At 64.3% G+C, this 26,528-nt stretch carries 31 protein-coding genes; 11 read left to right on the top strand and 20 right to left on the bottom strand.

The annotated features are described in order from the left end of the window. Window positions 1-335: 335 nt before the first annotated feature. The gene (locus AC0L3J_RS30580) at window positions 336-1,007 is read right to left on the bottom strand and encodes a response regulator (protein ID WP_027515287.1); all 672 of its coding nucleotides are present in this window, start codon (window positions 1,005-1,007) and stop codon (window positions 336-338) included. 342 nt (window positions 1,008-1,349) lie between these two features. On the opposite strand from AC0L3J_RS30580, the gene AC0L3J_RS30585 reads away from it, so the two are divergent. Further along, complete coding sequence (locus tag AC0L3J_RS30585) at window positions 1,350-2,975, top strand: MFS transporter (RefSeq protein WP_473349500.1); 1,626 nt, start codon at window positions 1,350-1,352, stop codon at window positions 2,973-2,975. 81 nt (window positions 2,976-3,056) lie between these two features. Here the strand turns inward: AC0L3J_RS30585 and AC0L3J_RS30590 are convergent, their stop codons facing one another. Both AC0L3J_RS30590 and AC0L3J_RS30595 read right to left on the bottom strand, forming a co-directional pair. Next, complete coding sequence (locus AC0L3J_RS30590) at window positions 3,057-3,536, bottom strand: secondary thiamine-phosphate synthase enzyme YjbQ (protein ID WP_473349568.1); 480 nt, start codon at window positions 3,534-3,536, stop codon at window positions 3,057-3,059. Window positions 3,537-3,671: 135 nt separating this feature from the next. Next, complete coding sequence (locus tag AC0L3J_RS30595; protein ID WP_473349501.1) at window positions 3,672-4,220, bottom strand: hypothetical protein; 549 nt, start codon at window positions 4,218-4,220, stop codon at window positions 3,672-3,674. Between the two features lie 406 nt (window positions 4,221-4,626). On the opposite strand from AC0L3J_RS30595, the gene AC0L3J_RS30600 reads away from it, so the two are divergent. The 5 genes from AC0L3J_RS30600 to AC0L3J_RS30620 all read left to right on the top strand — a co-directional run bounded on the left by AC0L3J_RS30600 (window position 4,627) and on the right by AC0L3J_RS30620 (window position 7,264). Then, the gene (locus tag AC0L3J_RS30600) at window positions 4,627-5,001 is read left to right on the top strand and encodes an AtpZ/AtpI family protein (RefSeq protein WP_007599457.1); all 375 of its coding nucleotides are present in this window, start codon (window positions 4,627-4,629) and stop codon (window positions 4,999-5,001) included. A 114-nt stretch (window positions 5,002-5,115) separates the two neighbouring features. Further along, a complete protein-coding gene (locus AC0L3J_RS30605) occupies window positions 5,116-5,865 on the top strand; it encodes a F0F1 ATP synthase subunit A (RefSeq protein WP_018459993.1) in 750 nt (249 codons plus the stop codon). A gap of 53 nt (window positions 5,866-5,918) precedes the next feature. Then, complete coding sequence (locus tag AC0L3J_RS30610; protein ID WP_007599451.1) at window positions 5,919-6,149, top strand: F0F1 ATP synthase subunit C; 231 nt, start codon at window positions 5,919-5,921, stop codon at window positions 6,147-6,149. Between the two features lie 60 nt (window positions 6,150-6,209). After that, window positions 6,210-6,773: a F0F1 ATP synthase subunit B family protein gene (locus tag AC0L3J_RS30615; protein WP_456766464.1), complete on the top strand. Its 564-nt coding sequence runs from the start codon at window positions 6,210-6,212 to the stop codon at window positions 6,771-6,773. A 5-nt stretch (window positions 6,774-6,778) separates the two neighbouring features. Continuing rightward, window positions 6,779-7,264 carry a F0F1 ATP synthase subunit B family protein gene (locus AC0L3J_RS30620; protein ID WP_027570043.1) on the top strand — a complete coding sequence of 162 codons (486 nt, stop codon included), beginning with the start codon at window positions 6,779-6,781 and terminating at the stop codon, window positions 7,262-7,264. A gap of 199 nt (window positions 7,265-7,463) precedes the next feature. Here the strand turns inward: AC0L3J_RS30620 and AC0L3J_RS30625 are convergent, their stop codons facing one another. From AC0L3J_RS30625 to AC0L3J_RS30645, 5 genes are all read right to left on the bottom strand, one after another. Continuing rightward, window positions 7,464-8,138: a hypothetical protein gene (locus AC0L3J_RS30625; protein ID WP_456766465.1), complete on the bottom strand. Its 675-nt coding sequence runs from the start codon at window positions 8,136-8,138 to the stop codon at window positions 7,464-7,466. Window positions 8,139-8,243: 105 nt separating this feature from the next. Next, window positions 8,244-8,831 carry a GNAT family N-acetyltransferase gene (locus tag AC0L3J_RS30630; protein WP_007605081.1) on the bottom strand — a complete coding sequence of 196 codons (588 nt, stop codon included), beginning with the start codon at window positions 8,829-8,831 and terminating at the stop codon, window positions 8,244-8,246. 39 nt (window positions 8,832-8,870) lie between these two features. Further along, on the bottom strand, window positions 8,871-10,160 hold the full coding sequence (locus tag AC0L3J_RS30635; RefSeq protein WP_007599446.1) for a M16 family metallopeptidase: 1,290 nt from the start codon (window positions 10,158-10,160) through the stop codon (window positions 8,871-8,873). Further along, window positions 10,157-11,575 (bottom strand): threonine synthase, encoded by a 1,419-nt coding sequence (thrC, locus tag AC0L3J_RS30640; protein WP_247283169.1) that lies wholly within the window; start codon window positions 11,573-11,575, stop codon window positions 10,157-10,159. Before thrC ends, AC0L3J_RS30635 begins: the two co-directional genes overlap by 4 nt. A 556-nt stretch (window positions 11,576-12,131) precedes the next feature. Further along, window positions 12,132-12,776 (bottom strand): response regulator transcription factor, encoded by a 645-nt coding sequence (locus tag AC0L3J_RS30645; protein ID WP_008541266.1) that lies wholly within the window; start codon window positions 12,774-12,776, stop codon window positions 12,132-12,134. 85 nt (window positions 12,777-12,861) lie between these two features. On the opposite strand from AC0L3J_RS30645, the gene AC0L3J_RS30650 reads away from it, so the two are divergent. After that, window positions 12,862-14,202 carry a histidine kinase gene (locus AC0L3J_RS30650; protein WP_473349569.1) on the top strand — a complete coding sequence of 447 codons (1,341 nt, stop codon included), beginning with the start codon at window positions 12,862-12,864 and terminating at the stop codon, window positions 14,200-14,202. Between the two features lie 94 nt (window positions 14,203-14,296). Here AC0L3J_RS30650 and AC0L3J_RS30655 read toward each other — a convergent pair whose 3' ends face one another. From AC0L3J_RS30655 to coxB, 9 genes are all read right to left on the bottom strand, one after another. Further along, the gene (locus AC0L3J_RS30655) at window positions 14,297-14,662 is read right to left on the bottom strand and encodes a nuclear transport factor 2 family protein (protein WP_027515278.1); all 366 of its coding nucleotides are present in this window, start codon (window positions 14,660-14,662) and stop codon (window positions 14,297-14,299) included. Between the two features lie 114 nt (window positions 14,663-14,776). Continuing rightward, window positions 14,777-15,529 (bottom strand): SURF1 family protein, encoded by a 753-nt coding sequence (locus AC0L3J_RS30660; protein WP_473349502.1) that lies wholly within the window; start codon window positions 15,527-15,529, stop codon window positions 14,777-14,779. Continuing rightward, window positions 15,526-15,927 carry a DUF983 domain-containing protein gene (locus AC0L3J_RS30665; RefSeq protein ID WP_456766470.1) on the bottom strand — a complete coding sequence of 134 codons (402 nt, stop codon included), beginning with the start codon at window positions 15,925-15,927 and terminating at the stop codon, window positions 15,526-15,528. Before AC0L3J_RS30665 ends, AC0L3J_RS30660 begins: the two co-directional genes overlap by 4 nt. 97 nt (window positions 15,928-16,024) lie before the next feature. Next, window positions 16,025-16,921, bottom strand: a complete 897-nt coding sequence (locus tag AC0L3J_RS30670) for a cytochrome c oxidase subunit 3 (protein ID WP_456766471.1) — start codon at window positions 16,919-16,921, stop codon at window positions 16,025-16,027. 78 nt (window positions 16,922-16,999) lie between these two features. Further along, on the bottom strand, window positions 17,000-17,650 hold the full coding sequence (locus AC0L3J_RS30675) for a cytochrome c oxidase assembly protein (protein WP_473349503.1): 651 nt from the start codon (window positions 17,648-17,650) through the stop codon (window positions 17,000-17,002). Window positions 17,651-17,655: 5 nt separating this feature from the next. Next, window positions 17,656-17,832: a hypothetical protein gene (locus AC0L3J_RS30680; protein WP_007599435.1), complete on the bottom strand. Its 177-nt coding sequence runs from the start codon at window positions 17,830-17,832 to the stop codon at window positions 17,656-17,658. Next, window positions 17,829-18,773, bottom strand: coding sequence for a heme o synthase (locus AC0L3J_RS30685; RefSeq protein WP_473349504.1), 945 nt, complete (start codon window positions 18,771-18,773; stop codon window positions 17,829-17,831). The genes AC0L3J_RS30680 and AC0L3J_RS30685 overlap by 4 nt, the downstream gene beginning before the upstream one ends. A 60-nt stretch (window positions 18,774-18,833) precedes the next feature. Further along, a complete protein-coding gene (ctaD, locus tag AC0L3J_RS30690; protein ID WP_007605061.1) occupies window positions 18,834-20,459 on the bottom strand; it encodes a cytochrome c oxidase subunit I in 1,626 nt (541 codons plus the stop codon). Between the two features lie 87 nt (window positions 20,460-20,546). Continuing rightward, a complete protein-coding gene (gene coxB, locus AC0L3J_RS30695) occupies window positions 20,547-21,386 on the bottom strand; it encodes a cytochrome c oxidase subunit II (RefSeq protein WP_247362964.1) in 840 nt (279 codons plus the stop codon). Window positions 21,387-21,833: 447 nt separating this feature from the next. Between coxB and AC0L3J_RS30700 the strand changes: the two genes are divergently transcribed. Then, window positions 21,834-22,379: an invasion associated locus B family protein gene (locus tag AC0L3J_RS30700; RefSeq protein ID WP_027515272.1), complete on the top strand. Its 546-nt coding sequence runs from the start codon at window positions 21,834-21,836 to the stop codon at window positions 22,377-22,379. A gap of 15 nt (window positions 22,380-22,394) precedes the next feature. Here the strand turns inward: AC0L3J_RS30700 and AC0L3J_RS30705 are convergent, their stop codons facing one another. Both AC0L3J_RS30705 and AC0L3J_RS30710 read right to left on the bottom strand, forming a co-directional pair. Continuing rightward, window positions 22,395-22,727: a DUF5615 family PIN-like protein gene (locus tag AC0L3J_RS30705; protein ID WP_473349505.1), complete on the bottom strand. Its 333-nt coding sequence runs from the start codon at window positions 22,725-22,727 to the stop codon at window positions 22,395-22,397. Then, entirely contained in the window at window positions 22,724-22,948 is a 225-nt protein-coding gene (locus AC0L3J_RS30710; RefSeq protein WP_473349506.1) for a DUF433 domain-containing protein, read from the bottom strand. The genes AC0L3J_RS30705 and AC0L3J_RS30710 overlap by 4 nt, the downstream gene beginning before the upstream one ends. A gap of 149 nt (window positions 22,949-23,097) precedes the next feature. On the opposite strand from AC0L3J_RS30710, the gene tldD reads away from it, so the two are divergent. Genes tldD through AC0L3J_RS30725 form a run of 3 tightly spaced genes read left to right on the top strand, consistent with a single transcriptional unit; the run spans window position 23,098 to window position 25,919 of the window. Further along, the gene (gene tldD / locus AC0L3J_RS30715; RefSeq protein WP_473295308.1) at window positions 23,098-24,525 is read left to right on the top strand and encodes a metalloprotease TldD; all 1,428 of its coding nucleotides are present in this window, start codon (window positions 23,098-23,100) and stop codon (window positions 24,523-24,525) included. Next, window positions 24,522-25,298: a signal peptidase I gene (gene lepB, locus AC0L3J_RS30720; protein WP_473349507.1), complete on the top strand. Its 777-nt coding sequence runs from the start codon at window positions 24,522-24,524 to the stop codon at window positions 25,296-25,298. The genes tldD and lepB overlap by 4 nt, the downstream gene beginning before the upstream one ends. A 54-nt stretch (window positions 25,299-25,352) precedes the next feature. Continuing rightward, entirely contained in the window at window positions 25,353-25,919 is a 567-nt protein-coding gene (locus tag AC0L3J_RS30725) for a nucleotidyltransferase family protein (protein ID WP_473349570.1), read from the top strand. Window positions 25,920-25,925: 6 nt separating this feature from the next. On the opposite strand, the gene AC0L3J_RS30730 is transcribed toward AC0L3J_RS30725, so the two are convergent. Then, on the bottom strand, window positions 25,926-26,486 hold the full coding sequence (locus AC0L3J_RS30730) for a PAN domain-containing protein (RefSeq protein ID WP_473283165.1): 561 nt from the start codon (window positions 26,484-26,486) through the stop codon (window positions 25,926-25,928). Window positions 26,487-26,528: the final 42 nt, after the last annotated feature.

The following is a 26,528-nucleotide window of genomic DNA, read 5'->3' on the forward strand; positions in this document are numbered from 1 at the left end:
ACGAAGCCTTGGGCTCACGGAGAGCAATCCGCCCTGCCCGACTCCTCGCACCCGAACGCTGCCGCGTCCACCGCAAGACCGGCTCGCAATCAAGACGACAACGAGATCGCCCCTCAAGGATGAGCCGGGATGGGCGACACATACGCCGTTTCCGAATTTCGGTAAAGTGGAATATTTTTGCACGTATGGATTGACAGCCGCGCGACACAGATGCGGTCCCGTAGCCCGGATGAGCGAAGCGATATCCGGGGTTTTCGCTAGCTAGCCGCACTAGCGGTCCCAGATGTCGCTTCGCTCATCCGGGCTACAGGCTGCGAGAGGCCCTCGCTCCATGCTCACCCCGTCGGGGTGCCCTGCTTCCATTGGCCGCCGGCGATCTTCGCGGCGGCGATCACGGCTTGGGTCCGGCTTTCGACGCCGAGCTTTTGCAGGATCGCCGAGACATGCGCCTTGATGGTGGCCTCGGAGACGCCGAGCTCATAGGCGATCTGCTTGTTGAGCAACCCCTCCGACAGCATCATCAGGACGCGGACCTGCTGCGGCGTCAGCGTCACCAGCCGGTCGCGCAGGCGCGTCATGTCGGGATCGGCGACGGCCGACAGATCGGTGTCGGCCGGAACCCAGACGTCGCCCTCCATCACCTTGAGGATGGCGTCGCGCAAGGTCTCGACGCCGAAGCGCTTCGGAATGAAACCGGAGGCGCCGAAATCGAGCGAGCGGCGGATCGTGGCGCTGTCGTCGGAAGCGGAGACGATCACCACCGGGATCGCCGGATATTGCGCGCGCAGATAGATCAGGCCTGAAAAGCCGGAGATCCCGGGCATCGAGAGGTCGAGCAGGATCAGGTCGACGTCGGAGGTCTGTTCCAAAAGCTTGGTCAGATCCTCGAACGATCCAGCCTCGTCGATCTTGGCCGAGCTCAGGACGCCCGCCACCGCCTGCCGCAGCGCGGCGCGGAACAATGGATGGTCATCGGCAATGACGAGATGGGTCGAGGGAGCGTTCATCGTTCTCTTGCTGCCAGTCGCACCGGGCCAGTAAGCCGGCGCGGGGCCTCGGTCAATTGTTTCCCGACCAGCCGTGGCATGCAAGCGGACATTATCCCTTTGCGGCAACGGGGTTAATCCACAGGCCGGCACTATGTTGCCGATGGAACGCCCGCGACGTCAGGTGCGCGTCAGTGCGAAAGGCCGAAAGTCGTATTGGGGCGGGTTTCACGCCAATGTTACCTTGGGGGTAAGGCTTGGGTTGATCCGGCATGACCGGACATCCAGGGCGCGAGGAAACGATTTTTCGGGGAGCGACTCAACATGTCGACAATGGCTGTGTCTCAAGCAGGTGCGGGAGGGATGACGAAGGACGAACGGTTCGTCATTCTCGCCTCCTCGCTCGGTACCGTCTTCGAGTGGTACGACTTCTATCTCTACGGTTCGCTGGCCGGCATCATCGGCGCGCAGTTCTTCTCGGCCTATCCGCCGGCAACCCGCGACATCTTCGCGCTGCTGGCCTTCGCGGCGGGCTTCCTGGTGCGCCCGTTTGGCGCGATCGTGTTCGGCCGTGTCGGCGACATCGTCGGCCGCAAATACACCTTCCTCGTCACCATCCTGATCATGGGTCTGTCGACCTTCATCGTCGGCCTGCTGCCCAATGCGGCGACCATCGGCATCGCGGCCCCGATCATCCTGATCGCGCTGCGTCTCGCCCAAGGCCTGGCGCTCGGCGGTGAGTATGGCGGTGCGGCCACCTACGTCGCGGAGCATGCTCCGAACGGCAAGCGCGGCTACTACACCTCCTTCATCCAGACCACGGCGACGCTCGGCCTGTTCCTGTCGCTGCTGGTGATCCTGTTCACGCGCTCCGCCCTCGGCGAACCCGACTTCGCGGCATGGGGCTGGCGCATTCCGTTCCTGGTCTCGGTGCTGCTGCTCGGCGTCTCGGTCTGGATCCGGCTTCGCCTCAACGAATCCCCGATCTTCCAGAAGATGAAGGACGAGGGGAAGAGCTCGAAGGCCCCGCTGACGGAAGCCTTCGGCAACTGGCAGAACGGCAAGCTCGTGCTGCTGGCGCTGCTTGGCGGCGTGATGGGCCAGGGCGTGGTCTGGTACACCGGCCAGTTCTACGCGCTGTTCTTCCTGCAATCGATCCTCAAGGTCGACGGCTACACAGCCAACCTGCTGATCGCCTGGTCGCTCCTGCTCGGCACCGGCTTCTTCATCGTGTTCGGCATGCTCTCCGACAGGATCGGCCGCAAGCCGATCATCCTCGGCGGCTGCCTGATCGCGGCGCTGACCTTCTTCCCGATCTTCAAGATGATCACCACCAACGCCAACCCGGCGCTGGAAAAAGCGATCGAGACGGTCAAGGTCGACGTGGTGGCGGATCCCGCAGGTTGCGGCGACCTGTTCAACCCGGTCGGCACCCGCGTCTTCACCTCGCCTTGCGACACCGCACGTGCCTATCTTTCGCAGTCGTCGGTCAAGTACTCGACCACGCCGGGTGCGGCAGGCTCCGGCGTGAAGGTGATGGTCAACGGCAAGGAAGTTCCCTACGCCAACGCCAAGGACGGCAATCCGGCAGTCCTCGCCGCCGTGCAGGGAGCCGGCTATCCGAAGCCTGGCGATGCGGGGATCGTGAAGATGGCGCATCCGTTCGACATCTTCCGTCCGCAGGTGGCCGCGGTCGTCGGACTGCTGTTCGTCCTGGTGCTCTTCGTCACCATGGTGTACGGCCCGATCGCCGCGATGCTGGTCGAACTGTTCCCGACCCGCATCCGCTACACCTCGATGTCGCTGCCCTACCACATCGGTAACGGCTGGTTCGGCGGCCTGCTGCCGGCGACCGCCTTCGCCATCGTGGCCTCGACGGGCGATATCTATGCGGGCCTCTGGTATCCGGTCATCTTCGCGTCGATTACCGTCGTGATCGGCTTGTTCTTCCTGCCGGAGACCAAGGACGTCGATATCAAGTCGACCTGATCGACGGCAGATCCAGATCAACATCAGCCGGCCGCGGTCTCCGCGGCCGGTTTTGTTTTATCCAACTCGCTCGAAAACGCTCTACTGATTGCTGCCGATGAATTGCAGCACGATTTCGCGCCGATGCGGGCGGGTGCGATGCTCGATCAGATAGATCGCCTGCCAGGTGCCCAGCGCAAGCGCGCCACCCAGGACCGGTATCTGCAACGAGGTCCCTGTCAGCATGGTTTTGATGTGCGCCGGCATATCGTCCGGCCCTTCGGTGTCGTGAGTCCAGCCTGCATCTTCATCGTCCGGCGCGAGCCGCGCGAGCACCGTCGTGAGATCGACGAGCACGGAAGGATCGGCATTCTCCTGGATGGTCAGCGATGCAGAGGTGTGGCGGATAAACAGCGTCAGCACGCCGTCCCGCGCATGAACGTCCTCGATGAACTTCGCGGCTTCGGTCGTGAGGTCGATGAAGCCGCAGCCTGAGGTCTGCACGGTGAGCAGCGACGACGCGACGGTGGTGGCCTGCCCTGACGACGGCGCCGAGCGCGAGATGGATTTGGCTGATGTCATCATCATCACTCTCAATTCGGAAAGCTGCCGTAGGGTGGGCAAAGCGAAGCGTGCCCACCGACTCACTCAACGGAGACGCAAATGGTGGGCACGGCGCGTCGCGCCTTTGCCCACCCTACGGCAACTCGCCACGCGCTAGATTTTCCCCGACACGTCCTTCTGCACGCGATTGGCCATGTCGATCAGCCGGCGCCAGGCCCTTTCTAGGAATGACATCACGCGATCGACGTCCTGGTCGCTCGGCAGCGGGATCTCGATCCTGCGCTCGCCCTCAGCGGTCTTTGGTTCTCGTGCTTGCGGCTCCGCCTTCTTGAGCGGATCGGTTTTCGGCAGCGCCTCGTCGATCTTGCCTGACACGGTCGGCCCCGCCGCAAGCCGTCCCTTCAGCGTCTCGACTTCGGCCTGGAGCCTGCCGATCTCGGCATCGAGCGCGGTACGTTCATCGGGCACCGCGTAGCAGGCCCAGCCGGCGCCGCTGCGGGTGCAGGTCGACACGGTGCCGGTGCGGCTGTCGAGCCGCAGCACGCCCTCGGGGATGGGGGTCATGCTGTAGCGGCCGTTTTCGCTGTCGGGCGCGGATTGCGCGGCGAGGCCGCCGGCGCTGACCGCCATCACCGCCGCGAACCCCGCCGCCGCGAGCCATGATGCTGTGCATGATGCTGTAGATGAATTCGCTGGTCTCATCGCGTTCTCCGCCACGACGGGCCGGTAGCACGTCCAAAGATGGCGCTCATCAAGGTGGCACTCATCAAGGTGGCACTTCTTGCAAATTCTACACCCCGGCGAGGCGATCCGCCGCTCAAAACGCGCCTCTGACATGAACGATCACGGCGCCCCCTTTGATCCCGGCAGCCGGGCGAAATGGCGACTGCATCCGCCGATCCAGCGGAGACCTGCTGCGGTGCGGCGTCACGCTGTGTGCAGCGCTGCCGCTTGCGTCAATATTGCCAAATAAATCAGATACATAACTGGAATGGACACAATCGTGACTTGGCTTGACTTGATTATGGGCCATCAGTATGGTCCGCGCGGCTTTTGAGGGTGGCGGGCGTAATTTCCATTCAGCCGCGGCGTTTCGGGTCTTCGTTGCATGACACAGGGCACGGGACACGGCGAGAATGGAGATCGCGATAGATCGCCCGAGGAAGCTGCGCTTTCCGATCGGCTCGGAAATCTTGATCAGCGGTTGTCCGAATTTCGCGGCCGCCACGTCAAGACCGAGCAACCCGCAGGTGACGGTGAGGACAGAGCGGCCAGAGCCTCGGCGATGGCGCTTGGTTTCCGGTTATCCTCCGAGTTGGTCGCCGGGGTCGTTGTCGGAGCGGGGATTGGCTGGGGGTTCGACCGCTTGCTGTCGACGTCGCCTTTCGGATTTATCGTGTTCCTGCTGCTGGGCTTCGTCGCCGGCGTGGTGAATGTGGTGAGAACGGCAGGCGCGGGTCAAAACAGGCGCGGTGGTTCTTAAGCGATCCACACCAGGAGAGGAATGATCGTGCCGGCTCGCGCCGGTACGGGCCGGGCCCGACCGGCAGACCGAGACCCGCCGGCATCGCCCGGCAGACCAAGAGATGCCGCGCTGATGAAAATCGATCCGATCCACCAGTTCAACATCGAGCCTCTCTTCACCCTGGGCCATATCGGCAATCACACGATCGCCTTCACCAATTCGTCGCTCTACATGCTGGTGGCGGTCGCGATCATCTCGATCCTGATGCTTGCCAGCGGGACGCAGCTGGTTCCCGGGCGCCTGCAGTCGGTCGCCGAAATCTCCTACGAGTTCGTGGCCTCGACCATCCGCTCGACGGCCGGCGCGGAAGGCATGAAGTTCTTCCCGCTGATCTTCTCGCTGTTCATGTTCATCTGCGTTTCGAACCTGGTCGGCATCATCCCCTACACCTTCACGATCTCGAGCCATCTGATCGTCACCGCAGCACTCGCGCTGCTGGTCTTCTTCACGGTCCTGATCTACGGCATTGCCAAGAACGGCCTGAAATTCTTCTCGATCTTCGTTCCGCACGGCGTCCCCGGCTACATCCTGCCACTGGTGATGTTCATCGAGATCCTGTCGTTCTTCCTGCGGCCGGTCTCCCACAGCGTCCGTCTGTTCGCCAACATGCTGGCCGGCCACATCGCGCTGAAGGTGTTCGCGGGCTTCGTCGCCATGCTCGGCTTCTCGCTCGGCGCCCTTGGCTGGGTCGGCGGCGTGCTGCCGCTGGCGCTCACGGTCGCGCTGTACGCTCTCGAAATTCTGGTCGCGTTCCTGCAAGCCTATGTGTTTGCGATCCTGACCTGCATCTACCTCAACGACGCCATTCATCCGGGACACTGAGCGGTCCGGGGAATTTCCACCCAAAACCCAATCTTTCTTTCAAGGAGTCTAAAATGGATCCGGCAGCAGCAAAACTTATCGGCGCGGGCATCGCATGCATCGGCATGGGCGGCGCGGGCGTCGGCGTCGGCGTGATCTTCGGCAACTACCTCGCCGCAGCCGTTCGCAACCCCTCGGCCGCTCAGGGCCAGTTCGGCAATCTGATCTTCGGCTTCGCCGTGACCGAAGCGCTCGGCATTTTCTCGCTGCTGATCGCGCTGCTGCTGCTGTTCGTTCCGCTCTGAGAACGATTTCTCGCGCCGCTTCGACCGAAGCGACGCGCATGGCTGCAACAGGAGTAATCCATGGCTGAAAGTCATGGCGGGGCGAAAAGTCCGGCGGCGGGCGCCCACACCGGGGCCGAAGGCGGTCACGGTGGCGGTTTTCCGCCGTTCGAGAGCGGCACCTATGCTTCGCAGCTGGTGTCGCTCGCGATCTTCTTCGTCGCGCTTTACGTGATCGTGTCCAAGCTCGCTCTGCCGCGCGTCGGCGGTGCGATCGAGGCGCGTCAGAACAAGATCGAGGGCGACCTCGCCGAAGCGCAGAAGCTGAAGGACCAGTCCGAAGCGGCGCTGAAGGCCTATGAAAGCGAGCTTGCTTCGGCGCGCTCGCGCGCGCAGGCCATCGGCAACGAATCCCGCGACAAGGCGAATGCGCAGGCGGACGCCGAGCGCAAGGCGCTGGAAGAGCAACTGGCGGCCAAGCTCGCCGAGGCGGAGAAGACCATCGCCTCGACCCGTGCGACCGCTATGAGCAACGTCCGCGGCATCGCGGCCGATGCGGCAGGCACCATCGTGCAGCAGCTCACCGGCGTGGTTCCGGACGCGGCGTTGGTGAATGCCGCCGTTGATGCGTCCTTGAAGGGTTAATCGATATGTTCTTCGATCCTGAAACCTGGGTCGCCATCGCCTTCGTGATCCTGATGGTCGTGTTCGGCTATCTCGGGGTCTTCAAGAAGGCCATGACTGCGCTCGACCATCGCGCCGATCGCATCAAGGCCGAGCTCGACGATGCGACGCGCCTCAAGCAGGAAGCCGCCAAGGTGCTCGCCGACTACAAGGCGCGCACCGCCTCGGCCGAACGCGAGGCCGCCGACATCATCGCCAACGCGAAGAGCGAAGCCGAGCGCATCGCAATTGAGGCCAAGGCCAAGGTGGAAGATTTCGTCGCTCGCCGCACCAAGACCGCGGAGGGCAAGATCGCGCTCGCCGAGGCGCAGGCGGTGGCCGATGTTCGCGCCGCAGCCGCAGAGGCCGCCGTCCAGGCCGCCTCCACGATCCTGTCGCAGTCGGTCAGGGGCCAGGTCGCCGACGATCTGCTCGCCAAGGGCATCACCGAAGTCAGGCAGAAGCTGAACTGAGGGCCTCGCCTTCACCAATCAAGAAAGCCGGCGCGATAAGCGCCGGCTTTTTTGTTTGGCGGGCACTGCATCGGCAAATCTGATGTCATCGCCCGCGAGGCGGGCGATCCAGTATTCCAGAGACAGCCCTGATGGATCGAGACGCCGCGGCGTATTGGATGCCCCGCCTTCGCGGGGCATGACGACTATCTTTACGTGGTTACTTCTTCTTCGCCCGCGCCTTCGGCTCGGGTGACAGCGCCTGCGGATCGAAGCCGACATAGAAGATGTAGCTGTCGGCGTCCTTGGCCGAAGGCATCGGATAGACCAGATCCTCGGCCACGAAGGTGAAGGGGACGCTGCCGCCCTCCGACATTCCGACCGTGGTCCGGTAGGCCTTGGAAGCGATCACCTTCTCGCCGACGCCGCCCTGCACCACCGCGACGCGCAGCGGCACCTCGACGGTCGCAGGCGCGCCGGCGGGACCGGCAATGACGCGGCCCTGGATGCCAATCCGGGCCGTGATATCGCCGCCATTGCGGGCGCATTCGCGCGCCATCTTGGTGATGGTGGCCTGGAAGCGGATCTCATTGCCGACGGCCGGCTTGCCGGTGGCACCGACCGCGTAGGTGGAGGCTCCGGCACGCACCGTGACCTGCGGGCAATCAAGATCATCATCAGCCGCCGGCTGGCCTGGTGCAGGCGCCGGCTTGGGTTGGGCCGGCTCGTCCGACTTGCCGCCGAACAGGCCCTTGAATCGATCGGTCAGCGACTGCGCCGCGACCGGCGAGACGGAGACGAGCGCAACCGATAACGCCAGCGCGACCGCTGCCCCCCGCCGCAACGCATTCCGCGATGACCGAAGCTCCTGCACCCTCAACGCCCCATACTCCATGACGACATCCCGGCCGATCACCGGCCGGCTTGCGCCGTTATATCGTCAAAACCGGCGAACCCAAGGCAAGCATGATAAGGCAGCAAACAAGGAGACTTTGGCCGCTCAGCCGCGAAAATCCTCGTGCAGCAGGCCGAACAGCAAATGGTCCTGCCAGATCCCGTTGATGCAGAGATAGCGGCGCGCCAGCCCCTCGCGGGAGAAACCGCATTTCTCCAGCACCCGGATCGACGGCGCATTGGTCGGGATGCAGGCGGCCTCGACCCGGTGCAGATTGAGCTCGCCAAACAGCGTCGGCAGCAGCACCCGCAGTGCGGCCGTCATGTAGCCGCGCTGGGCGTGGGGCTTGCCGACCCAATAGCCGATGGTGCCGGCCTGGACGATGCCGCGGCGGACATTGGCGAGCGTGATGCCGCCGACCATGGCGCCGTCGAGCTCCCGGAAGATCAGAAAGGGATAGGACCGGTCTGCGGCGATGTCCTCGGAATAGCGGCGCAGGCGACGGCGGAAACCGGAGCGCGTGAGATCGTCCGACGGCCAGATCGGCTCCCAGGGCGTCAGGTAATCGCGGCTGGACTCGCGCAGATGGGCCCACTGCAGGAAGTCCGACATCTGCGGCGCGCGGAGCAACAGGCCGTTGCCGCGCGGCGCGAGAGCGGCGGGTCCACTGGATGGCAGGCGGAAGAGGGCCATGGTGATGCTTCCCGGGGGCGAATCAACCCGTGCGCGGCTCTAATGCAGCCGCGCCTTGGCGCGTGCCCGGGTCAATCCTTCCGCAAAAGACACCGCCGTGTCCAGACCCCTGCCGCTGCCCAATGCGACAACCGCAGGGCGGCTGCGCGAAAGCAGCGCACGCGCCGCGTCCCGGGTGGACTCGACGCTGACGGCGTCGATCCGGGCCACCAGCTCCTCGGCGGTCTGGGGCCGGCCATAGGCCAGCACATGCCGGGCGAGCTGCTCGGCACGAGAGGAGCAGCTCTCCAGCGCCATCAGCAGCCCCGCCTTCATCTGCGCCTTGGCCCGCGCGATCTCGACCTCGGTCAGGGTCTCGACCGAATCATTCATGATGTCGACCACGACTTCCATCATCTCGGGCGCATCGGCCGGATCAGTGCCGGTGTAGAGGCCGAAGAAGCCGGTGTCGGTATAGGGGGCGTGGAACGAGTAGATCGAGTAACAGAGGCCGCGCTTCTCACGCACCTCCTGGAACAGCCGCGACGACATCCCGCCGCCGAGGATGTTGGTGAAGACCTGGAGCGAGAACAGCGACAGATCGGTCTGCGGAACGCCCTCCAGCGCCAGCGTCAGATGCGCCTGCTCGAGCTCGCGATGCACCACCTTGGTGCCGCCCTTGCCGAACTGCGCGGGTTGCGGTTTGGGACCCGCCGTCCCCTCAAAACTGGCAAAGCGCTGCTCGACCTCGGCGACCACCTGCTTGTGATCGACCGCCCCGGCTGCCGCCACCACCATGTCCGGCCCGCGATAATGCGTGGACAGATAGTCGCGCAGCGAGTCGCGGCTGAAGGCACGCAAGGTCTTGGCAGTGCCTAGCAGCGAGCGGCCCATCGGCTGGTCGGGATAGCAGAGCTCGTTGAGGTGCTCGAACACGACGTCGTCAGGCGTGTCCTGCGCCGCGCCGATCTCCTGCACGATGACGTTCTTCTCGCGCTCGAGCTCGTCGGGCTCGAAGGCGGGGTTGGCCAGGATGTCGGCGAGCACGTCGAGCGCGAGCGGCACGTCGGCCTTCAGCACCCGCGCATAATAGGACGTGGTCTCGGTCGAGGTGCCGGCGTTGAGGTCGCCGCCGACCGCCTCGATCTCCTCGACGATCTCGCGCGAGGAGCGCTTCGTCGTGCCCTTGAACGCCATGTGTTCCAGAAGATGCGAGATGCCGTGCTCGTTGGGCTTCTCGTCGCGCCCGCCGACGCCGGCCCAGACGCCGAGCGCCGCGGTCTCGAGATGGGGCATCTTGTCGGTGACGACAGTCAGGCCGGACGCAAGCTTGGAAATCTCGACGCTCATCCGGCTACTCCCTGTTTCGCGGCGCGGCTGACCGACAGCACGAACCGCTCGACCTCGGCCTGGTCGTTCTTCATCACCTTCATGTGTTCGGATTTGGTCATCAGACCATCGAGCCAGGCCGGCAGTTGCGGCCGCTGGCCGCAGGCCGCTTCCACCGCATCGGGGAATTTGGCCGGATGGGCGGTGGACAGCACGATGCTGGGAACCGTCCTGTCCGTGGTGTCGCGGTCGGCGACCGCAAGCGCGACCGCGGTGTGGGGATCGACCAGCTCGCCCGCCTCGCGCCAGGCGGCGCGGATCGCGGCTGCGGTCTCAGTCTCGTCGGCCCGGCCTGCGTCGAATCCCTCGCGGATCGCGGCCAGCGTCGCATCGGGCAGCACGAAGCGGCCGGACTGCTTCAGCGAATCCATCAGGCGGCGCACGCCGGCGGCATCGCGCCCGCCAGCCTCGAACAGCAGCCGCTCGAAATTCGAGGAGATCTGGATGTCCATCGACGGCGACGCCGTCGCGTGGACCTCGCGCACCTCGTAGATTCCGGTCTTCAGCGTGCGCGCCAGGATGTCGTTGACGTTGGCGGCGATGCCCAGGGTCCGCACCGGAAGACCCATGCGCTTGGCGACATAACCGGCAAAGATATCGCCGAAATTGCCGGTCGGCACGACGAAGTCCACCGCGCGCGCGGGTGCGCCGGCGGCAACGGCGGAGGTGAAATAGTAGACCACTTGGGCGACGATCCGCGCCCAATTGATGGAATTGACGCCGGACAGCGACGTCGCATCGCGGAAGCGATGATTGTTGAACATCGCCTTCACGAGGGCCTGGCAATCGTCGAAATTGCCCTCGACGGCGAGCGCATGGACGTTGGCCGCGCCCGTCGTCGTCATCATCCGCCGCTGCACCTCGGAAATGCGGCCATGCGGGAACAGCACGATGAGATCGACATTTTCGAGCCCTGCGAACGCGTCGACCGCAGCACCGCCGGTGTCGCCCGAGGTCGCGACCACGATGGTGGTGCGCTGGCCGCGCTTGGCGAGCACGTGGTCCATCAGCCGCGAGATCAGCTGCATCGCCACGTCCTTGAAAGCGAGCGTCGGACCGTGGAACAGCTCCAGCACGAACTGGTGCGGCGCCATCTGGCGCAGCGGCACCACCGCCGGATGGCGGAAGGTGGCGTAGGCCTCGTTCGCCATGCGGCCGAGCTCGGCGTCCGAGATCTCGCCGGCGACGAAGGGGCGGATCACCTCGACCGCGACCTCCCAATAGGGACGACCGAAGAAGCCGGCGATGGCGTCAGTCGAGAGTTGCGGCCAGGTGGCCGGCACATACAGGCCGCCGTCGCGGGCGAGCCCGGTCAGCATCACATCGCAGAAGCCGAGTTCGGGGGCCTCGCCCCGGGTCGAGATATAACGAGTCAAACTGCCCTCCAAAGGCCGGCCGAGCCTGGGCTCGATCCGCAAGCCTTTGATTTTACGAAATTACTTGTCAACAGCCAGAGGCTTTGAGCCACCATAAAGTGTTTTGCGGCATCAGGAAACCGCTTCGCGGCTGGGGCCATCCAAGGAAAAAGGCTGCCAACGAAAAGGGCTGCGGCAATGCCGCAGCCCTCTCTTGGAAGGTCTGTCGTTGTGTGCAGACCGGTTTGGCCTCTTGGGGTCACCGACCCGCAAAAACTGTTCGCGCAAGCTTTCGTCGGCTGTCACGACATCGTCAAGGGACAAAACGGGATGCGTGAGAAAATGTTCCTGTTTTTCCCGACCTGTTTCGGCTCGGACAAGCGTTCGCCAGCGGCTCTACGCCACGCATTACCATTATATCCCGAGCGACCGGACGGTTCAGGAACGAACGACGGCTGCGCTCATTGTGTCGGCGGATGGTGTCGGCGCTATCCATGCATTGCCCGGCTGAGCGCCGAGACCGGTCCGCCCGCCGAACCGGCAGCATCCTGGAGCAGCCGGTTCGGCGCCCCGGGCGTCAGTTCATCCCGATTTCCACCGCGATCCGGATCAGGTCGGAATGGTTCTTGGCACCGAGCTTCTGCTTGAGCAGGGAGGTGGTGTTGGCGACGGTCTTGTAGGAGATACCGAGCGCCTCGGCGACCTCGACGATCTTGTCGCCTCGCCCCAGCAGGCGGAGAATCTCGAGCTCCCGCGGCGTCATCTGCGAGGCAGGATTGGCCTTGATCGCCGCGCCGGAAAACGTCACGGCTTCCGCGAGTTGCGGTGAAATGAAATTGTCGCCCGCAACCACCTTGCGCACCGCCTTGAGCAGGATCCGGGGATCGTCGCCCTTGGAGACGTAGCCCTGCGCGCCCAGCTCGACCGCCCGCACCACGAAGGCCGGATCGTCGTTCATGCTGAACATGATGATCTTGGCGTCGGGATCGTCCTTGCGAATGCGTCGCATCAATTCAAAGCCGGAGACATCGGGCAGGCTGATGTCGATCACAGTGACGTCGGGCCGCTTGCTGACATAGGCGCGATGCCCGGATTTGGCGTCGGTCGCCTCGTCGATCCGGATCGAATGGTCGGAGGCGAACAGGGTGCGGCAACCGGACAGCACCACGGGATGGTCGTCGACAATCAGGACGCGGGTCGCCGGCTTGGCAGTATCTTGCATTGTAACTCTCTAGTTTTTCGACTCATAAACCGACGGGAACAAATGGAAAGAGCAAAATCCCCTGATGCGCGTTAGAATTGACCTAATGTGGCACCGGCTGTCCTTCAGTACACAATTGTTTCTGCCGCTCGGCCTGCTGTTCATGGCGGCGCTGATCATGGGTGGCGTCCTGCTGCACGTCTTCACGACCGGTCAGCTCGCCGAGGAGAACCTGCCGGCCCAACGATCGACCAAAGCCGTGGCCGAGGCCCTCAACAACGCTCTGCGTTCATCCGACCACCCGCGAAGGACGCTCGATGACTTCGTCCGGATGCTGGACGGGTCCTCGGATATTCAATTCCTTCCTGCAGGAGCGGTTGCTCCTCCCTTTGCGTCGAGAGGCCTGCAAGGTTCGCATGGCCCGCCAAAATGGTTCGTCGATCTCCTGTCCATTCCGGACTTGCACATTGCATTTCCCGTATCCGTCAATGGCGATCATTTCGGCGACATCGTGTTTGTCCCCGACCTGTCCGCAGCGCTGTTCGAGACCTGGGTAGGCTTCCTCGCCTTGGCCGGCTTCGTCGTCGGGCTCACGGGACTGACAGGGGTCGTCGCCTATGTGTTTGCGGGATCAGCCCTGCGCCCCCTCCAGGACCTTGGCGCAGGGCTCACGCGGCTACGGCGCGGCGACTACGCAACGCCGATCCCGGTTGGGGGACCGCCGGAAATCCGGCAAAGCTGTGAGGAGGCTAATGCGCTGGCCGAAACGCTGGTGCAATTGAGCCAGGACAATCGCGACCTGCTGCACCGCCTGGTGTCGCTCCAGGACGACGAGCGGCGCGATCTCGCGCGCGAACTGCACGACGAATTGGGTCCGCTGCTGTTCGGCATCCGCGTCGGCACGATCGCATTGGTCGATGCCTCGCCTCCGGCGGGAAATCTCGGCAGTTCGGCGCAGGAGGTACTGCAATCGGTCGAGGCGCTCCAGCAGACCAACCGCCGCATCCTCGACCGGTTGCGACCCCTCTACATCGAGGAATTGGGTCTGGAGACCAGCGTGCAGACGCTGCTCCGGAATTTTCGCAAGCAGGCGCCGTCTATTGACCTGACGGACACGATCGATCCGGATCTCAACGCGATTGACGGGCCGCTGGCTCAAACCGTCTATCGCGTGATCCAGGAGGCGCTGACTAACGTGCTGCGTCATGCCGGCGCCAGCAATGCCCATGTGCAGGCGACCTTCGCCGGCGAGACGCTCGTCATCGAGATTTCCGACGACGGCGGCGGCTTTCCCGAAGGGAATGTGTTCGGCCGCGGCCTGACCGGCATGCATGAGCGCGTGCGCGCACTCAGCGGATCGCTGTCACTGCTGCGCTTGGACGACAGAACCTATGTGCGCTGCCGCCTTCCCGCCGAACCGGCACGCGAGGCGCCGGTCAGCGATTGAAGCGCTTTCGAGCGAAGTGGATACCGGTTCGCATGAAGAAAACGCGTCAAAACACAATCTGGTGTTCGGTTCTGATTTAATCAGAACTGAAACTCTAGCACGCGCAGCCAAGCTGCGCGTTCTGTCGCGCCGGTTCGCACAGCGTGGCGCGGATCTTGCCGTCCGGGCTGAAGCAAAACGAGGCGCGGATGCGCAGCGCGCCGGCGACGGAATATTCGAGATCGATACCGTGGGGCGCAGGATGGATTTCCTCCAGCCCGAAACCGGCCGACGAGAAAGCGCTGAGCCGCGGCTGCCAATAGGCTTCGAGCTCGCTCCGGCCGCGATAGTGCTGCGTGCCGTTGCACGTGCATTCGACCTGGGCATCGTCCGCATAGAGGTCGAGAAGCGTCGCGAGGTCGCCCTTCCTGCAGGCATCGACCCAGTCCACGACAATTCCCATCTGGTCGAAATCGCTCACGCTGCAATCCTGTCTGCCGCGAAAAAACGATGGCGGCTTAGGACCACACTCGTGAATGTGCGCTGAATGGTAAACCCCGGGCGATACCGGGTTCCCTAGGTGGATCTACGGAGCTCAGCCCCGCCGCCGCCCTCTTGCCCACACGGCGAAGGCGATGAGCACGGCGCCTGCAAGCGTGAACCAGGTGATGGCGTATTGCAGGTGATCGTCCTTGAGATGCACGTCGAGCGGTCCCGGACGCGGAATGCCGTTCTCGGGCGCGGGCTGCTCGAGGTCGACATAGAACGGCGCAACCGCGCCCCAGCCCAGCGCGCTCGCGATCGCCACGTGATCGCGCACGAACCACAGCCGCTTGTCGCGGTTCGCCGCCGGGGTCAGCCAGCCAGGCGCCTCGGGGAAGCGCAGATAGCCGGTGAACGAGACCGCCTGCCCCGTGACGAGCTTCTTGACCGCGCGATCCTCGACGCTGCGATCCTGCATGGTGTTTTCGATGAAGCCCGCATCGATCACCACCGTCTCGCCGCTCGGCAGCCGCGCCGGCAGGAACGCCCAGGTGCCGGGGCCTGACGCGTCCTTGCGCACGGCGGAGCCGGGGGAATAGACCATCGCATCGGGTAACGACGCATAGGTCGCGGTAAAGCTGACACGGCGGAATTCATCGCGCGCGGGACTTAACGCGGCCCATCGTGCCGGCGGCGGCAGCGCGACCGGTGCCTCCGCAAGGCGCTCGGTCAGTGCGGTGATCAGCTCGTGCTTGGCGATGCGGCGCTGCAATTGCCAGATACCGAGCACGATACAGACCGCGGTCAGGAATAGCGTGAACAGCGCGAAGCCGGCCACGCGGGGCTTGCGCGCGGTCTCGTTCATTTCGCGCGGTCGACCAGCCGGCCCGGCGCCGCCTTATGATGGAATTGCAGCGCGATCAGCAGCGACTTCATCGCGCGCAACGGCAGCAGGGTGGTCGCGAGGATCAGCGGCAGCCACAGCACCGCGTGCAGCCAGTACGGCGGCTGGTACTTGACCTCGACGACGAGCGCGCAGCCGACCACGATCGCGCCGGCCAGCATGATGATGAAGATCGCCGGTCCGTCACCGGAATCGATGAAGGCGTAGTCGAGGCCGCAACGCTCGCAGGACGGCGCTAACGTCAGGAAGCCCGCATAGAGCTTGCCCTGGCCGCAGCGCGGGCATTTGCAGGCAAGCCCGCGCAGCGCGCTCTGCAGGACGGTGACTTGCGGCTCGGACGTATCGGTGGCTTCGTTCATGGTCAAAGGGTCTATCACAGTTTCTGCCGAAACCCTGCGCGCAGAAAGCAAAAGGGCGGCCCCGGGGCCGCCCTTTCTCGATCCGATGTCGGCCCGCTTAATGCGCGCCGTGGGCCATGGTCTCGGCGCCGTGTCCCCAGACATAGATGCAGAGGAACAGGAACAGCCAGACCACGTCGACGAAGTGCCAATACCAGGCGGCGAACTCGAAGCCGAGATGCTGGGTCGGCGTGAAGTGGCCGGCATAGGCGCGGAATAGGCACACCAGCAGGAAGATGGTGCCGACCAGCACATGGAAACCGTGGAAGCCGGTCGCCATGAAGAAGGTCGCGCCATAGACGTTGCCGCCGAAGGAGAAGGCCGCGTGGCCGTACTCATAGGCCTGCACGCAGGTGAAGAGCGCGCCGAGCACGACGGTGAGGATCAGGCCATATTTCAGGCCCTGGCGATCGTTCTCGAGCAGCGCATGGTGGGCCCAGGTCACCGTGGTGCCTGACGTGAGCAGGATCAGCGTGTTCAGGAGCGGAAGATGCCAGGGATCGAAGGTCTCGATGCCGTGCGGCGGCCAGGTGCCCGGCACGGCGCAGGCGCCGGCCGCGGTCCCGAGACCACAGCCGAACACCGCATCGCGGGTGGCGTGGACGGCGTCGGCCGGGAAGAGCGCTGCGTTGAAATAGGCCCAGAACCAGGCGACGAAGAACATCACCTCCGAGGCGATGAACAGGATCATGCCGTAGCGGTGATGCAGCTGCACCACGCGGGTGTGATCACCCTTGTACTGGGCTTCCCTGATCACGTCGCCCCACCAGCTCGCCATGGTGTAGAGCACACCGACGGTGCCGACACCGAAGATGATCGGCGCAGCCGAGAACATGTGGTGCATCCAGGTGATCGCGCCGACCGCCATGATGAAGGCGGAGATGGAGCCGACGACGGGCCATGGCGAGGGATCGACCAGATGGTAGTCGTGATGCTTGGTGTGCGCCGTTGCCATTTGCGGTCTCGCTCCTCAATCCCGTGCCTGTCAGGCACTTATCCCCTTATTTCCAACCCCGGCGCGTGAGCCCGGAGATCAGAGATTTCCCTTGCGTTTGTCGTCTTCGCTGGCCGCGAGCGGCTTCACCACCGGATCCTTCACCGGATAGAACGTGTAGGACAGCGTGATCGTGTTGAGACCGTCGTTCTCGTGGTCGTCGGCAATCGACGGATCGACGTAGAACACGACCGGCATCTCGCGCTTCTCGCCGGCCGCCATGGTCTGCTCGGTGAAGCAGAAGCAGTTGATCTTCTGGAAATAGGATCCGACCGTCAGCGGCGCGACATTATAGGCGGCCTGGCCTGCAGTGGTCCGCGCGGCCTGGTTGGTCACAGTGTAAAAGACGGTCACGACCTGGCCGATATTGACCTCGATCTCGCTCTGCTCGGGCTCGAACTTCCAGGGCAGGCCGGGCGCCACGTTGGAATCGAAGCGCACTGCGATCTTGCGTGCGATCGGGCCGCTGGCCGGCGCCGAGGTCGCGACCTGGGTCGTGCCGTTGAAGCCGGTGGCGCGGCAGAACCAGTTGTAGAACGGCACCGCCGCGTAGGAGGCGCCGACCATCAGCGCGACCACGCCGCCGCAGATCGAGGCGACCACCACGTCGCGGCCAACCCCCTTGGCAGGCCTGCGGCCTTTGGTGGCCGTCCGGCTCTGATCCTGCGATATGGTCGGCTTCTGATCCATGTTTCCTACATCGGCCGGACGAGCACGGCCGGCCCCTTGACCATGGTCACGGCGAAGAACAGCACCACGAGCACGCCGAGCGCGAGCGCGATCGCGATCGAGCGCTGACGACGGCTCTTCTTCTGCGCCTCGGTGAGGACGATTCCATCTATCTCGGGTTTGTCGGCCATTCCTGCGATCATGCGCCCCCTACCATCGGCGCAAGCGCCCGGAACACGACCTCGGCCAGCAAAGTCGCAAACAGCGCAAACAGATAAAGGATGGAGAACGCGAACAGCTTGCGGGTCGCCCGCAGCGATTGGCTGCGCTCGCGACGGACATAGACGTTGACGGCGAACGCCAGCATGCCGGCGCCGAGGATCAGCGAAACGATGCCGTAGATGGCATCGAAATAGCCGAGCGCCCAGGGCGCGGCCGCGACCGCGATCAGCACGATGGTGTAGAGCAGGATCTGAAGCCGCGTCGCGTCGGGACCGGCGACGTTGGGCAGCATCGGAATGCCGGCGCGGGCGTAGTCGTCGGAGCGGAACAGCGCCAGCGCCCAGAAATGCGGCGGGGTCCAGAAGAAGATGATGGCGAACAGCAGCAGCGGCTCGACATCGACCGTGCCCGTGACCGCGGCCCAGGCCACCACCGGCGGCAGCGCGCCGGCGGCACCGCCGATCACGATGTTCTGCGTGGTCCAGCGCTTCAGGCCGATCGTGTAGATCACGACGTAGAAGAAGATGGTGAAGGCGAGCAGCGCGCCCGCGATCCAGTTGACCAGGATGCCGAGCGTCATCACCGAGAAGAAGGCGAGCGTCATGCCGAAGGTCATCGCCTCGGGACGGGTGATGCGGCCGCGCGGAATCGGCCGGTTCATCGTGCGCGACATCTTGGCGTCGATGTCGCCTTCGAGCGCCATGTTGAGCGCCCCGGACGCGCCGGCGCCGACGGCGATGCAGAGCAGCGAGGTGAAGGCCAGCACCGGGTGGAAATGCCCGGGCGCCATCGCCATTCCGACCAGCGCGGTGAAGATCACCAGCGACATCACCCGCGGCTTCAGGAGCGCGATGTAATCGCCGACCTCCGCTTCGGAGATGCGGGGATTGATGTCGATGGCGTTATGGTCGAGGACGGACACTAGACTGACTCGCTTCGTTGTCGAGCCGCGGCGCCCGTCACGGGCGCCGCGAACGTTGGCTTACTGCACGCGGGGCAGCACTTCGAACTGGTGGAAGGGCGGCGGCGAGGGCAGCGTCCACTCCAGCGTGGTCGCACCTGCACCCCACGGATTGTCGCCAGCCGGCACCTTCTTCGCGAAGGCGTCGATCACGCAATAGAGGAAGATCAGCACGCCGAAACCGGAGATGTAGGAGCCGACCGACGAGACCAGGTTCCAGCCCGCGAACGCGTCGGGATAATCGACATAGCGGCGCGGCATGCCCGACAGGCCGAGGAAGTGCTGCGGGAAGAACACCAGATTCACGCCGATGAAGGTGACCCAAAAGTGCGCCTTCGCGAGCCCTTCATTGTACATGTAGCCCGACATCTTCGGGAACCAGTAGTACCAGCCGGCGAAGATTCCGAACACCGCACCGAGCGACAGCACGTAGTGGAAGTGCGCGACGACGTAGTAGGTCTCCTGCAGCACGCGGTCGACGCCGGCATTCGCCAGCACCACGCCGGTGACGCCGCCGACGGTAAACAGGAAGATGAATCCCACCGCCCAGATCATCGGCGCGCGGAACTCGATCGAGCCGCCCCACATCGTGGCGATCCACGAGAAGATCTTCACGCCGGTCGGGACCGCGATGACCATCGTGGCGGCGACGAAATAGGCCTGCGTCGCCGAGGACATGCCGACCGTGTACATGTGGTGCGCCCACACCACGAAGCCGATGCCGCCGATCGCGACCATGGCGTAGGCCATGCCGAGATAGCCGAACACGGGCTTGCGCGAGAAGGTCGAGACGATCTGGCTGACCATGCCGAAGGCGGGCAGGATCAGGATGTACACTTCGGGGTGACCGAAGAACCAGAACAGATGCTGGAACAGCACGGGATCGCCGCCGCCTTCCGGATTGAAGAACGTCGTGCCGAAATTGCGGTCGGTGAGCAGCATCGTGATCGCACCGGCGAGCACCGGCAGCGACAACAGCAGCAGGAACACCGTCACCAGGATCGACCACACGAACAGCGGCATCTTGTGCAGGGTCATGCCCGGCGCGCGCATGTTGAAGATGGTGGTGATGAAGTTGATGGCACCGAGGATCGACGAGGCGCCCGCCAGATGCAGCGACAGGATCGCGAAGTCGACGGCCGGGCCGGGATGGCCCGAGCTCGACAGCGGCGCGTACATGGTCCAGCCGGCGCCGACGCCGTTGGCGCCCGGCTCACCCTCGACGAAGGTCGACATCAGCAGCAGCGCGAACGACGCCGGCAGCAGCCAGAACGAGATGTTGTTCATGCGCGGGAACGCCATGTCCGGCGCGCCGATCATCAGCGGCACGAACCAGTTGCCGAAGCCGCCGATCATCGCAGGCATGACCATGAAGAAGATCATGATCAGACCATGGGAGGTCACGAACACATTGTAGGTGTGCGTCTCGTGGAAGATCTGCACGCCCGGATACATCAGCTCGGCACGGATCGCGATCGACATCGCGGCGCCGATGACGCCGGCGATGACCGCGAAGATCAGGTACATCGTGCCGATGTCCTTGTGGTTGGTCGAATAGACGTAGCGCCGCCATCCGGTCGGATGGGCGTGTTCGTCATGTCCGTGGTCTTGCGCGTGATCGCCGTGTGCCGCTGCGCTCGTTGCCATTTTCTAATCCTGCCTTGCGTCCCGATCGGACCTCTGGAGGTCCCGCCTTATGTCGCTTTCAGTTTCCTCGACCCCGTCACCTGGCGCTTACTGCGTCGGGCCGGCCGTGGAGGCGTAGGTACTGGTGCCGCCGCTCGCGTATTTCTTCTTCGCCGTCTCGACCCAGGAAGCGAACTCCTGGTCGCTCACCACGCGGATGGCGATCGGCATGAAGGCGTGGTCCTTGCCGCACAATTCCGAGCACTGGCCGTAGAACATGCCGGTCTTGGTGGCCTTGAACCAGGTCTCGTTGAGCCGGCCCGGAATGGCGTCGATCTTGACGCCGAAGGCCGGCAACGCAAAGGCATGAATCACGTCGGCGCCGGTGACCTGAACCCGGACCACCTTGTTGACGGGCACCACCATCTCGTTGTCGACGCCGAGCAGACGAGGCTGCTTGTCCTGGGCCATCAGCGAGTCGAACTCGAACTTGCCGTTATCCGGGTAGGCGTAGGACCAGTACCACTGCTTGCCGGTCGCCTTGATGGTCAGATCCGCCTTCGGCACATCGAGCTCGAGGAACAGGAGGCGGAAGGACGGCACCGAGATACCGACCAGAATCAGCACCGGAACGAGCGTCCACGCCACCTCGATCAGCGTGTTGTGCGTGGTCCGCGACGGCACCGGATTGGCTCGCGCGTTGAATTTGACGACCACGATCACGAGCAGCGCCAGAACGAACAGCGTGATCAGCGTGATCAGCACGAAAAGGAAATTGTGGAACCAGACGATGTTGTCCATCACCGGGGAAGCGGACTGCTGAAGCGTCCACTCCCACGCAGCCGGTTGCCCGAGCTCGGCAAATGCCGCACCGCCCGTCGCCAGCGTCAGACCCGCTACGGCCAATCCCAGCAAGTGCCGGCCCACCGGGCCCATCGACATCTTCATGCCGTTCGCGCTCCCCTAACGAAATCACCCCAAGTGCATTCCCCTATTTTCGGGAAACGCTTTATTCGATCCCCCGTCTGACAAACCGCCGCGCAAGAATACCTCTAAGAGGAATTGGGGCCAGATCGCTAGAACGCCGAAATCAAGCCTCTCAAACCATAATTCTTGATCTATCGCAATGCAGTCTTGAGCCTCGTCTGTCAGCCATCACCCGCAAGATATTTCCTAGTAACATCAGACAAAAATACCATTTGCCGGGATGCTGCCGCTTGACAGCGGAATTGCCCGCGGTAGGCACTGGCAGACAGCCGCACAGGAACCTGATTCGTGCGGGCGACGGCGGCCGTGGCGGCGTGGAATTTGCTTGCGAATCGCCTTCAAGACGCCGTCATTCCCGTATCAGTCCGCCTGACGCGAGCGACCCAGGCGAGCAGAGGGACCGACCCGATGGGGTTTTCGAGATCCATGGCAAGGCGGGCTAAAAGCCAGGCTGGCGGCCCCACGATGCTGGCCGCCCTGCTGGCGGCGGTCGTCGTCCTGGCGCTTCCGGGCCTCGCCCATGCGCAGGGCGCGGTGCGCTCCGTCCATGGCGACTGGCAGATCCGCTGCGACACCCCGCCGGGCGCCCAGTCCGAGCAATGTGCCCTGATCCAGAGCGTGGTGGCCGAAGACCGCTCCAACGCCGGCCTGACCGTGATCGTTCTCAAGACCGCCGACCAGAAGAGCCGCCTGATGCGGGTCGTCGCCCCCCTCGGCGTTCTCCTGCCCTCCGGCCTCGGCCTCAAGCTCGACAACCAGGATGTCGGCCGCGCCGGCTTTGTCCGCTGCCTGCCCAATGGCTGCGTCGCCGAGGTCGTCATGGACGACAAGCTGCTCGGCCAGCTCCGCACCGCCAAGACCGCGACCTTCATCATCTTCGAGACCCCGGAAGAAGGCATCGGCTTCCCGCTCAGCCTGAACGGGCTCGGCGAGGGATATGACAAGCTGCCGTAGGTTAGTTATACCGGCTTAGTAAATCTCAAGGCACGCAGCGCTGTCATCGCTCTCGAAAGATTGAATTGTCTGCGCGTGCCGGCGAAGCAGAGCCGCAATCGTCGCGGTCGTTTGATTGCCCGCCCGAAGCCAAATCACTTTGGGTGGAGAGCCCAACAGGCCCGCCAGCTCGGCAAAATCGACGTCCTGGGTCACAATCGCGAAACCATTTGCCTTCGCAAACTCCCAAAGCGCACCGTCGGCGACTTCGGACAGACCATGAGACCGGACGTGACTCGAATCCGGAAAAAGGTCGGCGATCATCTGGCAAAGTTTGAAGCTGAGATTCTGATCGAACAGCAGCCTCATATCGGTGCGGTCACCAATCGCCTCTCGCGGTCGGCGGCATAGGCCAGGCAAGCGCGGATATCGTCCTCGGTCAGTTCGGGGAAGTCGCCGAGGATTTGAGCGTGGGTCTGGCCAGCAGCCAGCCAGCCGAGCACATCTGCCACAGCGATCCGCATGTGGCGGATGCAGGGTCGCCCACCGCGTTTGCCAGGTTCAATCGAGATGATATCTCGGTAATTCATGACACTAGCATAGCACCGATCGGCATCCGCGTCAGGGCCCCTTACTCCCGTGCCAATCCTATCGTTTCCGTAATGTGACGGCCAAGCCCCTCGCGGAACTGCCGGGAAACCATTATCTTGCCTCACATCCCCCGATAATGGACGGACGCATGACCAACCCTGCCACAACCTCCCTGCTCGACCGCGCCAATCTCGACCGCGACCAGGTGCGCCACGAGCTCGCGCGCGGGCTTGCCGGTGCCGACGACGGCGAATTGTTCCTGGAATACAGCCAGACCGAAGCGTTGATGTTCGACAATGGGCGGCTGAAGCAGGCGACCTACGACACCTCGCAGGGTTTTGGCCTGCGCGCCGTCAAGGACGACGCGGTCGGCTACGCGCATTCCTCCGACGTGTCGCTGCCGGCGCTGATTCGCGCCGCGGACGCGGTCGCGGCCGTGCGCGGCGGTTATTCCGGCAGCTTCGCCGCGCCTCCAGCGCATACCAACGTGCGGCTTTACAGTGACGACAATCCGCTCGATGCCCCCGGCTTCGAGACCAAGGTCAAGCTGCTCGCCGAGATCGACGCCTATCTGCGCGACAAGGATCCGCGGGTGCGGCAGGTCAGCGTCAGCCTGGGCGCGACCTGGCAGGTGGTCGAGATCCTGCGGCCCGACGGCGAGAGCTATCGCGACATCCGCCCGCTCGTGCGCGTCAACGTCTCCGTCGTCGCCGGACAGGGCGACCGCCAGGAGAGCGGCAGCAAGGGCTATGGCGGCCGCGCCGGCTACGCCGAATTCATCGAAGCTAAGTCCTGGCGCGACGCCGCCGACGGCGCACTGCGCGAGGCTCTCGTCAATCTGGAATCAATTCCCGCCCCCGCCGGCGAGATGGACGTCGTGCTCGGGGCCGGCTGGCCCGGCGTGATGCTGCATGAGGCGGTCGGCCATGGCCTCGAAGGTGACTTCAATCGCAAGAAGACGTCTGCGTTTGCCGGCCTGATGGGCCAGCAGGTCGCGGCCAAGGGCGTCACCGTGGTCGACGACGGCACCATTGCCTCGCGCCGCGGCTCGCTGTCGATCGACGACGAGGGCACGCCGACCAACCGCACCGTGCTGATCGAGGACGGCGTCCTGGTCGGCTACATGCAGGACCGTCAGAACGCGCGCCTGATGAACATGAAGCCGACCGGCAACGGCCGCCGCCAAGGCTATGCCCATGTGCCGATGCCGCGCATGACCAACACTTACATGCTCGCGGGCGACCGCGATCCGGCCGAGATCCTGGCGTCGGTGAAGAACGGCGTCTTCGCCGCGAATTTCGGCGGTGGCCAGGTCGACATCACCTCGGGCAAATACGTGTTTCAGTGCACCGAGGCTTACAAGATCGAGAACGGCAAGATCGGTGCGCCCTTGAAGGGCGCCATGCTGATCGGCAACGGGCCGACCGACCTGCATCGCATCCGCATGATCGGCAACGACCTCGCGCTCGATACCGGCATCGGCACCTGCGGCAAGAACGGTCAGGGCGTGCCGGTCGGCGTCGGCCAGCCGTCGCTGTTGATGGAACGCATTACGGTGGGTGGAACAGGCGGATGAGTGTCGAGAAGATAACTGTCACCGCCAAGCGGAAGAGCAGCGGTTGGGCCGGCCAGCTCGTGCAGCTCGCCGGCATCGTCGCCGCGGTGTTCATCGCCAAGGGTGCGCTGGCCGAGCCGTTCTACGTGCCGTCGGGCTCGATGGAGCCGACGCTGTTGATCGGCGACGCCTTGATCGCCTCGAAATTCCCCTACGGCTACGGCACCTCGTCGCTGCCGATCCAGATCAACCTGCCTGAGAGCGGCCGCGTGTTCGCGGAGACGCCGAAGCAGGGCGACGTCGTGGTCTTCCGCTGGCCCGGCGACCGCTCGCAGGCCTGGGTCAAGCGCGTCGTGGGTCTGCCCGGCGACCGCATCCAGCTGCGCCAGGGCCAGCTCTTCGTCAACGACCGCCCCGCCGAGCTGAAGCCGGACGGCGTTGGCGCCGCCGAGGACGACAATGGCGGCAGCGAACCCGCCTATCGCTATGTCGAGACGCTGCCGAACGGCGTCTCGCATCTGATCTTCAAGATGCGCGACAATGGTCCGCTCGACAACACGCAGGAAGTAACGGTGCCGGCGGGCCATCTCTTCGTGCTCGGCGACAACCGCGACAACTCCGCCGACAGCCGCGTGCCCTTGCGCTCCGGCGGCGTCGGCATGTTGCCGATCGACAATCTTGTCGGCCGCGCGGATGCCGTGCTCGGATCCTGGGATCTCGGCATCCGGGGCCAGCCGGTGTGGACCTGGCTGTCCGGATTTCGCATGGCGCGGTTTTTCACCGCCGTGCATTGAAGGCCGGAATGTTCTCACCTCTCTCCTGCACGCGGGAGAGGGAGCGCGACAGTGATGATCCGCGACGAATTTCTGGCTCTCGCCCTGCGAAATCCGTTCAACGCAGCGATCCTCGATGAAATCGATCGCCTCGCGCTGCCGGATGCGTGGCTCGTCGCGGGCTGCCTGGTGCAGACGGTGTGGAACGCGCTCACGGGCCGCCCGATCGATCACGGCATCGCCGATTACGACGTGTTCTATTTCGATTCCGACACCTCATGGGAGGCGGAAGACGCGGTGATCCGCAAGCTGCACGCACAGCTCGCGCATCTCGGCCCCAAGGTCGAAATCCGCAACCAGGCGCGCGTGCACCTTTGGTATCCCGGCAAGCACGGTCTGCCCTATCCGCCCTTGATGCGCGCAACCGACGGTATCGACCGCTTCCTCACGGAGAATACGCAGGTGGGCATTCGCCCTGCCGGTGGGGATTTCAACGTCTACGCACCGCACGGGTTCGACGACGTCGCGAAGCTGATCGTGCGCCCCAATCGGGCGCCGAACTTTTCCGCCGCCAGTTACGCGGCGAAGGCGGCACGCTGGAAGACACTATGGCCCGAGATCACGGTGATCGCGCCGGGATGATCCGAGCTATCTCACCACGCCCGACGTGAAGCCCGCCTTCCGCCGCGGCGGCTTGATTTCCTTTTTCAGGAAGCAGCGCGCTTCGCGTCCGGTGTAGCCCGGGCGGGCATAGGTGAAAGCGCGGCATTTGTTGTCGGCGGTGCAGGCGGCCTTGCAGGCTTCTTCGCCTTCGCCGTCCTTCATCTCGAAATTGCGCAGATCGCCGCCGGGGCGGTCGATCGAGGTCTCCACGCCTTCGACACGCGGCTCAATCACGCCGGCGCCGCGCACACCGGAGATGCAGCAGCTTCCCGGCACACGCGCAGGCACCGTGTTCTTCAGCCAGCACACCGCCGAGCCGCCTTCGACGTCGGGATAGCTGAAGCTCCACGAGCGGCAACGGCGGTCGCGCTCGCACAGCAGCGCGCAATCCTCCGGATCGCCCGACGTGACCGGGGTGCTGAAATAGTCTCCGCCGGGCCGGTCGAACGCCGTCTGGGCGCGCGCAGGCCAGCTCGCAAACGCGAGCGAAAGCAGCGCGGCGCAGGCCACGACGCTTGCCATTGCGGCCAGGCGGCCCTTCCCCATCGGAACAGCTTTCGAGTTATTGACGACGCTCGGGTTTTTCAG

The organism is Bradyrhizobium sp. Kon37, assembly GCF_055807535.1.